This is a genomic window from Bacillus sp. DX3.1 (genome assembly GCF_030292155.1).
In the GTDB taxonomy this organism is placed as follows: Bacteria; Bacillota; Bacilli; order Bacillales; family Bacillaceae_G; genus Bacillus_A.
In genome coordinates this window covers 1566631-1579105 of record NZ_CP128153.1, presented here as the reverse complement: position 1 = coordinate 1579105, position 12475 = coordinate 1566631, and the positions used below count along the sequence as shown (strand labels likewise).

Below are 12475 nucleotides of genomic sequence, written 5' to 3'. Positions count from 1 at the left end.
TTTTCATCATTTTTTTACAATTTTTTAATATATTTTTTCACAATAGAAAGTAGTGCTCATTGCACTGCATCCTTTCCTTTTTCTCTCTCCAAATTGCGTGCTGTCTCACTCAGTTCGACCTCTTTTCCATTTTTATACGTACCGAATAAAAAATCATACACCGGATTTGACACACCAAACCAATAGTTTTCATTTTTATAGTGATGCAATATGTGCTGCTTTTTTAGCCACCTTCCAAAACGGGTAAAAGGACGCATCGGCCTGTGTGCAATATAATGTTTCCATTCATATACAAGCAGCATTATAATCATCCCAATTCCAAATGCAAATGTAATTGTTATATGTTTCGTCGCTCCATATAAAAGTAGCAAATAAATCGTAAAGCCCGGCAAACTGTACCAGACAGGTAAAAATAACAGTTTCAAATCATCGGGATACACATGATGATCATAGTGTAGTCTTCTTAACATCTTTAGTAGAAACGGATTTTTTGGCGGTTTAAGATGAAATAAAAACCGATGTGTTACATACTCATTAATCGTATAAAAAATAATGCCAGCAATACACGCAATCACCGCTATTCCTGTAAACAGTTGTGTTTTCAAAATAATGATGAAAGCGATTAAAATTCCAAACGTAATGACAATATCATGTTGAAAGAAGAACTCTTTTAGAACCCTCTTCATTTTCTATACCCCTCTCCTTAGAAAAAACAGCCGTAACATATTGTTACGACCGATTTTTTATATTTATCCCGCTATTCGTGGGCTGTAAGACCACCACCACAAGATTCAGAGAGAGAAACAAAGAAGATAAGTGGAGGATAACTGCCCGTAAAAGCTCGATTGGTTTAACTAATTCTCAGTGGGGGGATAAAGAAAACCCCACTGAGAAAAGTTTCACTTTATTCTATTCATATTACAGATTTGCTCGTCTCTCAATTGTTGTAAAATGATTACCCGATCCAAATATATTTTGTCTCGGAATAATATGCTCAACCGCAAAGACAATTACTTCACCACTCTGGACTTCTCCAATAATGAGCCCAAATGTTTCATGATTTACAGCAAATGTCGGTTGTTTTGTATGAAGCAAACGCTCAGCTGTTTGTAGCACAGCCTCATATAACGGATTTCTTTCTGTTACTTCTTTACGAATTTTTGGCGATAATGTAATCATAATTTCTGTTCCATTTACCGTGGTTCGATACATAAAAATCTCCCCTTCAATCTTATATGAACAACTCTAAAGCTTTATACGCAAAATGGATTGAATACCCAACTAAGATTAGACCAGCCCCTGCTGTAATATAGCCGAGTACTTTTGGACGAAGCAATGTTCGTCCAAAATGAACAGAAAAAGCGATATTTAAATTCCACAAAATAATCCCAGCAATGATACAAAGACTATACAGAAATGCCTCCTGCTTCGTTACTTTCGTTAACAATGAGCTAAGCGTACTTCCGTATACACCAAACCAAAAGACAAGATTTAATGGATTAGATAATGCAATTAAAAACCCTGCCATATAGGATTGGCGAAGCCCGCCTATCTCTTCTTGTTTATATTCCATGTTTGATTGCAAAATCCCTTGTTTCACACTTTGAAATCCAAGATAAAACAATAAAAAAAAGCCAGCGCAGTACATGAATGCTTGTACATATGTATACATGAATACAGAAGATAATCCGAAGTAAATAAGGAGCATAAATAAAATATCTGCACTCATTCCTCCTATCCCAACGACCCATGCATGCCAAAATCCTCGTTCAATCCCTCGTTTCACCATTTCAATATTAATTGGCCCTACTGGTGCAGCTAATGAAATACCTAACACAATTTGTTGTATAATTGCTCCAAACATCGCCCTGTCCTTTCTGCATTTGCTACTATTAAGTAATGATTGCGAAACTGAAAATAGACTAGCTTTTATGAAAATATACATATTTAAAATGTCCTTTTTTATCCAAAATATACAAAAAAGCCGTTCCTATATGACGGCTTGACGTAATATCGTTTATTTCTCTATTATATGGTGAAATGGACATTTCCCTCTTATTGGTTCAATATCATCTCCAATAAAATACTGCTTCCACTCACGGTGATTTGGATCCCCGTAGTGGCTAATGTTTGGATGTTTTGGGAGCTGATCCCACTTTTCAACACGCTCTCTTACCATTTGTCTTGAATAAGCACCTTTAGGCCGATCTCCTTCTAGTCCATCAAAAATGATGCGAGGCTGAAATCCTATAACAAGTGAATTTCCTAAATGCCTCGTCTTTCTTTGTTTATAGGCAGGAGCATTGCCAAACGCAAACATCGGCTCCCCGCCAAATGAAAATTCCCATAAATAATGATCTGGATTTTCTGGAATCTGCTTTGGCCAGGGCTGGCTATCTTGTTCATGTAAATATTGTAGCACTTTCCAAAAATACGTCCGGTAATGTTCCAATGATTGCTCTTCACGCTCTGGTTCAACAAAGAGAAAAAAACCTCTTCTCACAATCGGTCGCTCCTGCATTAACTGTAAAAAAGATAGCATTGTATTTGGCAGATGACTCCAATCATCATGAGAAAGAAACGAGTAACGAAGTTCATTTTTCTTTAAAGCTGTTAAGCCGAAATAGCAAGGAAACGTCTTTTCTAATACAACATTAGAAAAATTTTCAAATTCTTGTGATACCCAAGACGGTATATCACTTCTATTTTTCATTGCCTCATTATCCAATAAATACGAATGATTCATTCTCTCACCTCATTATGTACAGCCTTTATTTAATCATATTTAAAACAGAAGTTGTCCTATGCCATTCTGTAAAACTTGTGTAAAATATTATTTAAAAATACAAAAAATTTAAACCGCTTACTTGACTAAAATCTACCATTTCGTGTATATTTAAATTATCATTTAGCAGAATATTCGATAATATAAGATTTTCAGTTTTATGGATTTGCACATATTTCAAATCTGTTTCGCTAAATGAAAAAGCAATCGTTTTTTAGGAGGAATTGTAACATGCAAGGAAAAGTAAAATGGTTTAACAATGAAAAAGGTTTTGGATTTATCGAAGTTGAAGGCGCTGACGATGTATTCGTACATTTCACAGCTATCGAAGGCGACGGCTACAAAGCTTTAGAAGAAGGTCAAGAAGTATCTTTCGACATCACTGAAGGAAACCGTGGACCTCAAGCTGCTAACGTAGTAAAACTTTAATCTAACTTATAAAAGAAGGTTACCTTGCCAGGTAACCTTCTTTGTTATTCCTTTGTATATTTCCTTTTTGCAGAGTAAAAACTATGTGAAATGAGAAAGATCACAAAGGAGGAATAAACAATGGGTTCACCTGTAAATGATTTTGAAGAAGTGAAACTCCGTGTAGAAAACGCACAAAAAATGGTAGGATCTGCGACAATTTCAATGGATCCTGGTTCATTACAACATGCGACAACTGTAGTCGAAGAAGCTCGTTATCAACTCGATACAATGAAAACTGTCGCAACAGACTTAGACGAACCATTTTTATTGAATGAAGAAATGAAATTAAAACAATGCGAACATCAATTGCAAGAAGCAAAGCAGTAAAAAACATCCAGAGACATCTCTGGATGTTTTTTTCCCCCGTACTAAATACCCAAAATGAAGAATCAAAGAAGTTATGTGGGCTTAAGCTGCCCTTAAGTGTTCAATTGGCGAGGACATATTATGATAATCGCTCTCCATATTTTTTTAACTTTTCTCCCACTGTACATTGCCGAATACAAAAGGAGTGAGCATGATATTTACTATGTTCTTTACGAAAATGTTGCTGTACAAAACATCCCTCGCAATATGTTTCTAATAAATCATTTACCTCTGTAATGAGCTGCCTTCTATTCACATCTGCACCTCTCTACTCCGTTAATTCTTTATGACCATCAATTACGGTTCCTTCCAATGCTTGTGTTGCCAATTGATGTGCTTCTTTATTTTGTTTTCTAGACACCGCTTCACATACAAGCTTCACTTTCATTGTCTTTGCTTTTTGTTCAATCTGATCTAAATAGTGATTCAAATGTTCATCGTAACATGGCCATTCTCCGGCTAATTGCTGAAGTACGACTTGAGAATCACCATGAAGCGTAACCAGCTCATATTTGACACCTAATTCTTCTAATATGTTCATTCCATATAATAGTGCTGCATATTCCGCCTCATTATTATCATATATACCTTCTATGTAAGCATTACGGCGAACCCGATACGTTTTCCCACCTTTTTTATAGTAAACACATACGCCAACGCCTGCTTCTTTCGTTTCGAGGTCATACCCTCCATCAAAATACACGCTTATTTCTTGCGGTTCTTCCTCCACTTGTTTACTCAATTTTTTCATTTCTTTGAGCGTCCATGCCGTCCCCATCTCATCATAAAATAAAAGTTCTTTGACTCTCCCTGTCTTTTCAAAATCAGTTGCAAGCTGTAATGCTTCTTCTAAACGAACATAATCTGTTGTCAATTCAGTCTGTAGACCCTGTTTTGTTTTATACAACCAGTTCATTTTATATTTCATACCGTTTCCCCTTTTATTTCCGACTTCATATTTTATTTTACCAAGGGACACAGCATTGTATACGAATATTTTATTCATGTTTTATTACTGCTAGTAAGTACACTTCCTAGCGAAGCAATGGAAGTAAGACACGAGACTTCGAAACATAAAAAGGCCGCAAAGCTTTCTCGAAAAAGCGCTTTGCAGCCTTCTGATTTCTTGCAATTATCTTGAAGTTTTTACACCAAAACCGTTTATACTTTCCCCACAATGTACGCACCTATTTTTATCTTGTTTAGAAGGTAAACCACAGGAATAGGCACAATAACTCCAATTATGAAATAAAGAAACAAGGAGCCATACAGATTATTTAGGTAAGGTATATTTATCAAAATCATATCTCCAATAGTTTGCTGAAAAAAAGGATGTAACAAATAAATTCCAAAAGAATATCGATTGATTAATAATAAAAAGCGCGGTATATTTTTTATCTTTGTTGCAATATAGAAAAATACCATAATCGTTGATATCGTATACAATAGTGCATCTACTCTTTTAGAACTAATATCATTTAAAACATTAAAGTATTGAAAAAGAAGAAACAGGGCTCCTGTCAAACACCACGAAAGAATTATCCATTTCAAATTCCTAGTTAATAGTGATTTAAAATATTCATAATAAGAACCTGCATAATAGCCAATAACAAAATAAATAATCCAACCCATAAACGGAATCCAAGAGAATCTATACCAAATATAATTTGCCGTTGGTACATTAAAGGGTTCAACAAAATTAAAGAAACTTAAATACGCCAAGTTAATACATAGTGCAGAAATAAGAACAAGTTTAGGGGAGATCTTTTTCTTAACTTTATTAAAAATCATATGGAGAAAGTAAAACTGGAATATAATTAAGATAAAATACCCATGATAATCTCCTAAAAAAATATTTCGTACACTTTGTATTGCTGTTGCTTGAATTCCATTTGCATGCTCTGAAAATCCAGCATAAAAAATACCCATACATATAAAAGGTAACAAGATAAATTTTATTCTTTTTGAAATAAATTTATCTGGTATTCGATCCTTATAATTGTAAGCGAGTACAAACTCTGATATAAAAACGAACATTGGTGTACCATACATTAACAATAATTGCAAATATGAAAATACTATATCCATTTTATTAACAGAGTCAAACGTGGAGGGACTACGTGTAATAGCATGTATAAAAACTACAGTTAAACACGCTATACTTCTTAAAATAATAATTTCTTGTACTTTACTTTTCACTCTCTAATACCACCTAAAATAATAAATTTTCATACCAAATTAATATTACGTTTATAACCTTAAAAAACCCTTAAAATTATAATCAAATTATCTATTTTTAGATTTAATGCTTTCTGGTTACGTTGGTCTATATCTCATTTAGAAATAATTGAAGTTTCAAATATAGGTATTGTTATTCTAAGGACAGTGGTATGCAGCGGGAGACATATATCGATATAACTCCTCAGCAAATAAATAAAAATCTTTCCATTGATATATATTAATGGAAAGATTTTTTCTAACTCATATTTATAATATAATTTACACATACATATTATATTATAAGTATGCAAAAAGTGTGCAGATTCATTGAACTTACTAAAACATTGTAAAACTGGCTCTGGTACAAAAACTTCAGGATAATTACAAGTAATCAAAAAAACAATCCGATCTGAATCAATCTCAAGTCGCTTTGATACAGAACAAATTAAGCATTCTGCTGAAATAATTAAATGCCTAGTTCATATGCTTGATCAACTATGATACAGTACTAAATTTTTCTTAAGTTGTATAGAATAAATCCTGATATACACATACCTTCAGATTACTATCAAGCTAAGATTTCACCGAACCCCTATTTATCTTTCAACAGTTACCTGCAAGAATTGAGATTATTTCCTTAGTTTAGTTCCCGCAAAACTTTAACTTGATGGTGATGGAACGGTCCCCCTAAAAGAAATAAAATAACCTGCATTCGATACAATATCGAATGCAGGTTATTTAGCTATGAAATTTTAAGTACTGTCTACTTGACTAAGATTACGCTCCTATCGCAAACAGCTCTTACATAACTTTTTCAAATTGAACACGTTTATTAACCCAATACATAACAGGCATACCAATTGCCATTACAACAAATTCACCTGCTGCACATGTTAACCACGTCCATAAAAATGGTAAATCAAATGCAAGATGAAGTTCAATCGCAATCATAAACATTGTAAATGTAAAGATTACTGTGTTAAAAATCATACGTGCCCAAACGCCTTTAATAAAACGCATTGAAATAATTGTAGCAAGAAGTGCAATAATCGATTGTCCCACTCCAAATACTAAATCATAAGCAAGCATAGGTGAGAAAAAGAGATTTGTTAAAAATACGCCTAGTACAATCCCGTAAATAGACTTCTTATTAAACACAATAAGATGATTAAACATCTCTGAAATACGAAACTGTACATTCGTAAAGCCAAACGGCTGAATAAGCATAGAGACAGCGATATATAACGCTGCTAAAATACCATTGCCAACAATTGTTTTTATATTCATGACAAAATCTCCTTAGTTTTTTTTACGTGGGATGGTTTCGAACCACGTGAGTCGTCTGTAAACAACAAAATTATATTTTACGCATTTGGCACCTATTCGTCAATATATTAAGCCGCAATTTTTGCTGTAGATTTCTTTTAGACAAACGCACCATCATCTACCCTTTTTCTTTTAGACAACGTATAATGAAGAATATGAAAGATTTAGGAGGTTTATTTTCATGACAGCAACGATTCAAAATGATAAAGTGATAGTTTCCATCTCTGAAAAAGGTGCAGAATTACAGAGCGTTCGCTTAAAAGAAGATAACACAGAATATATGTGGCAAGGAGACCCAAAGCATTGGGGACGCCGTGCCCCCATCTTATTCCCGATTGTGGGCAGATTAGTAGACAATACATACTATGTAGATGGTAAGCCATATTCATTAACACAACACGGTTTTGCTCGTGACCTAACATTTTCAGTAAAAGAACAGAGTGAAACAAAGATTACATATGCTGTAACCAGTAATGAAGAAACTTTACAAAAATATCCGTTCACATTTGAATTACTTGTTTCTTACGAAATAAACGAGCAAGACGTACATGTCACTTACGAAGTAATCAATCCTTCTTCAACTGAAATGCACTTTTCAATTGGCGCACATCCAGGTTTTAACTGTCCTTTACAAGAAGGTGAATCATTTACAGACTACCATTTATCTTTTAGTAACCCAGAACGATTAGAAACAAGCTTGTTAGAAGGACCATTTCTTTCAAAAGAAAAGCAGCTAATTGCTGAAAGTACAACAGAATTACCACTTACATATGATTTATTCAAAAATGATGCTCTTATTTTTGAAAATATGAATAAAAATGAAATTTCCATTCGTTCTCATAAACATGATAAGTTTGTAAAAGTAGCCTTTGAAGGATTTCCATTCGTTGGTGTATGGACACCAGGAAATGATGCTCCCTTCTTATGCATTGAACCTTGGTATGGAATTGCCGATGAAGTAGAGCCAGTAAAAAATTTCAAAGAAAAAAAAGGAGTTCAATCCTTACAAGCGAATGAAACATTTACGTGCCGTTACAGTATTACAATCGGATAAATTGGAGGTTTTCAGTTTGATTGAAGTATATATTGATGGTGCATCGAAAGGAAACCCTGGCCCTTCTGGCGCTGGGGTTTTTATTAAAGGTGTACAGTCACCCGTACAATTATCGCTTCCGCTTGGAACAATGTCTAATCACGAAGCGGAATATCATGCGCTATTAGCTGCATTAAAATATTGCACAGAACATAATTATAGCATTGTATCTTTCCGAACAGATTCACAGCTCGTTGAACGTGCTGTAGAAAAGAAATATGCAAAAAACCAACTGTACGCACCGCTTTTACAAGAAGCACTGCAGTACATAGAAAAATTTGATCTTTTCTTTATAAAATGGATTCCAAGTATTCAAAATAAAGTTGCCGATGAATTAGCACGAAAAGCCATTTTACAAAACTAATGGGGGTCGTATTGTGAAAAAAGAGTGGATTGCTCCTCTTTCCTTATTATTCGTTTCCTTTATTTGGGGAGCTACGTTTGTTGTCGTTCAAAATGCCATGTCGTTTGTTGGGCCATTTACGTTTAATGGGATACGTTTTTTATTCGCTGGGGTCATTTTGTTAATCATTCAGCTCATTCTCGCGAAAAAAACACCACGAAAACAAGTGCAATATAGTGGTGTTGCCGGAATGATTGTCGGATTTTTCTTATTTGTTGGATATTTACTGCAAACATTTGGATTACTCTATACAACTTCTTCTAAAGCCGGATTTTTAACTGGATTAAGTATCGTTATGGTACCAATCTTATCGTTTATCTTTTTAAAACAACGGGCCACACCGTTTATTGTACTTGGCATTATCGCCGCAACAATGGGATTATATTTATTAACTGCCGGAGATTCATTTCAATTCAATATCGGAGATTTACTCGTTCTTGGCTGCGCTGTTGCCTTTGCAGCACACATTCTCATAAATGGGTTCTTTTCTAAAAAAGTATCTCCCTTATTATTAAGCACCTCACAAGTGTTAGCGGTTGGAATCTTTTCTAGCATTTGCGCCCTTTTGTTTGAAGATTGGGAGAAATTATTTTCAATCGCTTTATGGATGAATCATTCTTTTCTATTCGCATTATTCTTAACATCATTATTTGCAACAGCTCTAGCTTTTTTCATTCAAACATCTGCACAAAAGCGTACATCTCCGACACGAGTTGCGATTATTTTTGCAATGGAGCCCGTATTTGCCGCATTAACAGGCGTTCTTGTCGCAAACGAACAACTTTCCATTTCAGCAATAATTGGTTGTCTTTGTATTTTCATAGGTATGATTTTTGTTGAACTTCCTTCAAAAGCAAAAAAAGAAGCGCAGGCTGCCTGAAGTTAAGCATGTAACTTCTGCATAAAAGCCTTTGCGCTTTTTTTATCGGTAATTTTCTCTTCGTTCAATCGCTCTAACAAAGCAACAAAGTAACTACCATCAAACTGTAATTGATGCTTGATTGTCGCTTCAATCGCCGCGTTTACAATTCCATCAGATGCACCTGTATAACCTTGACCAAACATAATAAATCCATGTGCTTCTTCTGATAATTTAAATCCTTTTGTATGTAAGAATGCAAGATAATCTTGTACTGTTTGCATGATGTTCTCACCTAATTCCAAAAAATTCCCCACTTTCTATCATACATGTTTTCAGGCTTTATGAGAATGAATTTTCTTTGACAATCATTTATTTTTTTCATTAATCATTATAATATAATTTACTCATAGTAAATAGATACAAAGTGATTGGATCCTTACTCCTGTTTGATTAGGTAATGCACTAATTTCCACTTACAATCTCCCCCTTAGTTATATTGTAAGATATCACACAATGTTAGGGGCAATAAATCATTTCCTTTTCTATATGGCTCGTGTAAAAAGGATTCTTCCACAACTTAGAGAAATAGATAAAAAGAGAAAAATATATTTCAATACAAAGGAGCAAATCAATGAAACAAGCTTTGCTAATTATTGACGCCCAACAAGAACTTATTGACGGAAATGAGAAAGAAACAGAAGTGTTTCAGAAAGATCAATTGTTAACTACAATAAATGTAGCAATCAAAAAAGCACTTCAATCAGATGCTCTCATTATTTTTGTAAGGGATACTGATGTTGCTTCCGGTATAGGGAAAGGATTTCAAATACACGAAGAAATTAAAATACCATCTACAGCACTAGTTATCGATAAAGAGGCGACCAATTCATTTTATAACACTTCTTTACATGCTATTTTAATAGAAAAAGAAATTGGTCATCTTGTTGTAGGAGGCTGTAAAACCGAACATTGTATTGATAGCGCGGTTAGAACAGCAACAGTACAGGGATTTGATGTCACTTTAATAAAAGATGGGCACTCAACGACCGATTCTACAATTTTATCTGCAAAGCAAATCATCGAACATCATAACGAAACACTGCATGGTCATTATAATGTCGATCATTTTTCCATCGTTAGAGATGTCGAGGAAGATCTATTTCAACCCATTCATGACCAATATCGTGAATGACGCAATTTCATTTATAACGTAAAAAGATTCCTTTCTCAAAAAGGAATCTTTTGTTTTAACCAAAAATTTGCGCAGCAATTCCATACAATTCCCCATTCCGTTTCAAAAATTGATTATCATTCTTCATCATAATGGGTGGCTCATTCACCTTTTTGAAACCACATGTTTCTAAATTAGTCATAAAGCTTTCTTTTCCTGCTGGAACATCGATTCTTAGGCGACCTTCATAATCTTTTGCTAGAAGATATTCACTCTTTACTACGTATCCATAGCAATTTACTTGCTCGTTTACAAGAGATTGAATGGAAATGAGTATCTAATTGTAAATGCAAAAAAGGAAACAAACCTGTAATCCCTGTTTGTTTCCTTTTTTGCATTTGTCCTACATGCTTCTCAAAGCAAAACTATTCAACTATTCTGGTAAATGAATGAAAGTGCATTTACACAAACAAAACATTTCTGTGAGCCCCTTCAGAAACCCCTTCTTGTAATTTTTGTACAAAACTACAGAATGTCTGCTCTTTTTTCAAAGACTCTACTTCTTGATCATTTGTATAAGCTGCATAACAATATTTCCATAACACAATTATCTTCTCAATTTCATTTCCTTTTTTAAATACCGGATCTTTTTGTATATAATCAACAAACGAGTTTGTTCCGCTCACGTACAAGACTATTTTTTGGTAAGGAATACAAGAAAGTACCTTTTTTGCTTGATACTGAATTACTCCTTCTTCTTTCATCTCTTTCAATACAGACATAAACAGATCATCTATTTTCTTTCTCTCTGCTGCAAAATAAAGAATCCATTCTATAAATGTACGATTTTCATTGTTTTTTATAATTAACATAAGCTTATTGAAATAAGTATGATTTACTTCTCCTTTATTCGTAAATTGTATGTTGTTATTTTTGTTTATTTGTAAGTAATCATTTTCCAACAATTCGATTATCATAATTCCAACGCTATAAAGAGGTAAACTATATGTGAAACGACTTTTTAGCGTAATTGGTTGTTCTGCAAGATAATTACTTACAAAACTCTTTGTCATTGTCCCCATTTTTTCCATTTCTTGTCCCTCCTCTATAAAGTGAAACTTTGATCAGTAGGATATTTCTTCATCCCCCAACTTCTTTACTTCTTGTAAAATTTTGAAATATAGATGTTACTTCTCGTTAATGCAGGATCAAATCGCCCTAATTCAATTGTGGTAATATAGAAATAAGTGATTTCTTCTGCCTTACTGCTTTTATTATAAATGTAGTGTTACGCCGCGAGAAGTATGCACTTTTTTGATAGAAAGTATCCTCGAGGATACTGAATGGAAGGTGAATCGTATGGAGCAAGATTTACGTAAGGAAATACTGCATAAAATACATAATAAAGAATTAAATTGTGCAAAAGAATTAACCTTATCCATTATAAGTGGCAAATGGAAAATCGTCATTTTGTATCGTTTAGGCATAAATGGCCCAATGCGTTTTAGTGCCATACAACATTTATTCCCGAAAATTACGCATAAAGTATTAACAAAACAATTACGTGAACTGGAAGATGACGGTGTTATTTCACGAAAAATTTATCCAGAAATCCCACCTAAAGTAGAATATTCTTTAACAGAACTAGGTGAGAGTTTACAACCTATTTTACAAATGATGTACGATTGGGGCGAAAAACGAATTCAACAATTACAAAAAGAATAACTATTTTCATATTTTCCCTATAAGAAAAGCGGTTCCTTTTCAGGAGCCACTTT

Annotated in this window: 17 protein-coding genes, 1 pseudogene and 1 riboswitch; of the genes and pseudogenes, 7 read left to right on the top strand and 11 right to left on the bottom strand. The window is 33.9% G+C overall.

Features of this window, described 5'->3' with window-relative positions; translation table 11 throughout:
- Positions 1–56: 56 nt before the first annotated feature.
- The 4 genes from QRE67_RS07920 to QRE67_RS07905 all read right to left on the bottom strand — a co-directional run bounded on the left by QRE67_RS07920 (position 57) and on the right by QRE67_RS07905 (position 2746).
- Entirely contained in the window at positions 57–686 is a 630-nt protein-coding gene (locus tag QRE67_RS07920) for a sterol desaturase family protein (RefSeq protein WP_286124352.1), read from the bottom strand.
- Between the two features lie 232 nt (positions 687–918).
- Entirely contained in the window at positions 919–1212 is a 294-nt protein-coding gene (locus QRE67_RS07915) for a cytoplasmic protein (RefSeq protein ID WP_286124351.1), read from the bottom strand.
- A 19-nt stretch (positions 1213–1231) separates the two neighbouring features.
- Positions 1232–1864 (bottom strand): LysE family transporter, encoded by a 633-nt coding sequence (locus QRE67_RS07910; protein ID WP_286124350.1) that lies wholly within the window; start codon positions 1862–1864, stop codon positions 1232–1234.
- Between the two features lie 153 nt (positions 1865–2017).
- Positions 2018–2746, bottom strand: a complete 729-nt coding sequence (locus tag QRE67_RS07905) for a YqcI/YcgG family protein (RefSeq protein ID WP_286124349.1) — start codon at positions 2744–2746, stop codon at positions 2018–2020.
- Between the two features lie 270 nt (positions 2747–3016).
- Between QRE67_RS07905 and cspD the strand changes: the two genes are divergently transcribed.
- Complete coding sequence (cspD, locus tag QRE67_RS07900; RefSeq protein WP_286124348.1) at positions 3017–3214, top strand: cold-shock protein CspD; 198 nt, start codon at positions 3017–3019, stop codon at positions 3212–3214.
- A gap of 120 nt (positions 3215–3334) precedes the next feature.
- Positions 3335–3583, top strand: a complete 249-nt coding sequence (locus tag QRE67_RS07895) for a DUF2564 family protein (protein ID WP_286124347.1) — start codon at positions 3335–3337, stop codon at positions 3581–3583.
- A 118-nt stretch (positions 3584–3701) separates the two neighbouring features.
- Here QRE67_RS07895 and QRE67_RS07890 read toward each other — a convergent pair whose 3' ends face one another.
- The 4 genes from QRE67_RS07890 to QRE67_RS07875 all read right to left on the bottom strand — a co-directional run bounded on the left by QRE67_RS07890 (position 3702) and on the right by QRE67_RS07875 (position 7129).
- A complete protein-coding gene (locus QRE67_RS07890; protein WP_286124346.1) occupies positions 3702–3878 on the bottom strand; it encodes a zinc-finger domain-containing protein in 177 nt (58 codons plus the stop codon).
- Positions 3879–3890: 12 nt separating this feature from the next.
- Positions 3891–4550: a ribonuclease H family protein gene (locus QRE67_RS07885; protein WP_286124345.1), complete on the bottom strand. Its 660-nt coding sequence runs from the start codon at positions 4548–4550 to the stop codon at positions 3891–3893.
- A 233-nt stretch (positions 4551–4783) separates the two neighbouring features.
- Positions 4784–5821, bottom strand: a complete 1038-nt coding sequence (locus tag QRE67_RS07880) for an acyltransferase family protein (RefSeq protein ID WP_286124344.1) — start codon at positions 5819–5821, stop codon at positions 4784–4786.
- A gap of 822 nt (positions 5822–6643) precedes the next feature.
- Entirely contained in the window at positions 6644–7129 is a 486-nt protein-coding gene (locus tag QRE67_RS07875) for a QueT transporter family protein (RefSeq protein WP_286124343.1), read from the bottom strand.
- Between the two features lie 6 nt (positions 7130–7135).
- Positions 7136–7181, bottom strand: a riboswitch (PreQ1 riboswitch).
- Positions 7182–7349: 168 nt separating this feature from the next.
- Here QRE67_RS07875 and QRE67_RS07870 point away from each other — a divergent pair.
- Genes QRE67_RS07870 through QRE67_RS07860 form a run of 3 tightly spaced genes read left to right on the top strand, consistent with a single transcriptional unit; the run spans position 7350 to position 9544 of the window.
- Positions 7350–8222, top strand: coding sequence for an aldose 1-epimerase family protein (locus QRE67_RS07870; protein WP_286124342.1), 873 nt, complete (start codon positions 7350–7352; stop codon positions 8220–8222).
- 16 nt (positions 8223–8238) lie between these two features.
- Positions 8239–8625: a reverse transcriptase-like protein gene (locus QRE67_RS07865; protein ID WP_286124341.1), complete on the top strand. Its 387-nt coding sequence runs from the start codon at positions 8239–8241 to the stop codon at positions 8623–8625.
- A gap of 13 nt (positions 8626–8638) precedes the next feature.
- Positions 8639–9544 (top strand): DMT family transporter, encoded by a 906-nt coding sequence (locus QRE67_RS07860; protein ID WP_286124340.1) that lies wholly within the window; start codon positions 8639–8641, stop codon positions 9542–9544.
- A gap of 2 nt (positions 9545–9546) precedes the next feature.
- Here QRE67_RS07860 and QRE67_RS07855 read toward each other — a convergent pair whose 3' ends face one another.
- Complete coding sequence (locus QRE67_RS07855) at positions 9547–9807, bottom strand: DUF6123 family protein (protein ID WP_286124339.1); 261 nt, start codon at positions 9805–9807, stop codon at positions 9547–9549.
- Positions 9808–10157: 350 nt separating this feature from the next.
- Here QRE67_RS07855 and QRE67_RS07850 point away from each other — a divergent pair, with 350 nt between their 5' ends.
- Positions 10158–10718 carry an isochorismatase family protein gene (locus QRE67_RS07850; RefSeq protein ID WP_286124338.1) on the top strand — a complete coding sequence of 187 codons (561 nt, stop codon included), beginning with the start codon at positions 10158–10160 and terminating at the stop codon, positions 10716–10718.
- Between the two features lie 55 nt (positions 10719–10773).
- Here QRE67_RS07850 and QRE67_RS07845 read toward each other — a convergent pair.
- Together QRE67_RS07845 and QRE67_RS07840 are read right to left on the bottom strand one after the other, a co-directional pair.
- Positions 10774–10950: pseudogene (locus tag QRE67_RS07845) on the bottom strand (GNAT family N-acetyltransferase); the annotation flags it as partial.
- A 208-nt stretch (positions 10951–11158) separates the two neighbouring features.
- Complete coding sequence (locus QRE67_RS07840; RefSeq protein ID WP_286124337.1) at positions 11159–11788, bottom strand: hypothetical protein; 630 nt, start codon at positions 11786–11788, stop codon at positions 11159–11161.
- A 268-nt stretch (positions 11789–12056) separates the two neighbouring features.
- Here QRE67_RS07840 and QRE67_RS07835 point away from each other — a divergent pair, with 268 nt between their 5' ends.
- Positions 12057–12422, top strand: a complete 366-nt coding sequence (locus QRE67_RS07835) for a winged helix-turn-helix transcriptional regulator (RefSeq protein WP_286124336.1) — start codon at positions 12057–12059, stop codon at positions 12420–12422.
- Positions 12423–12475 lie beyond the last annotated feature (53 nt).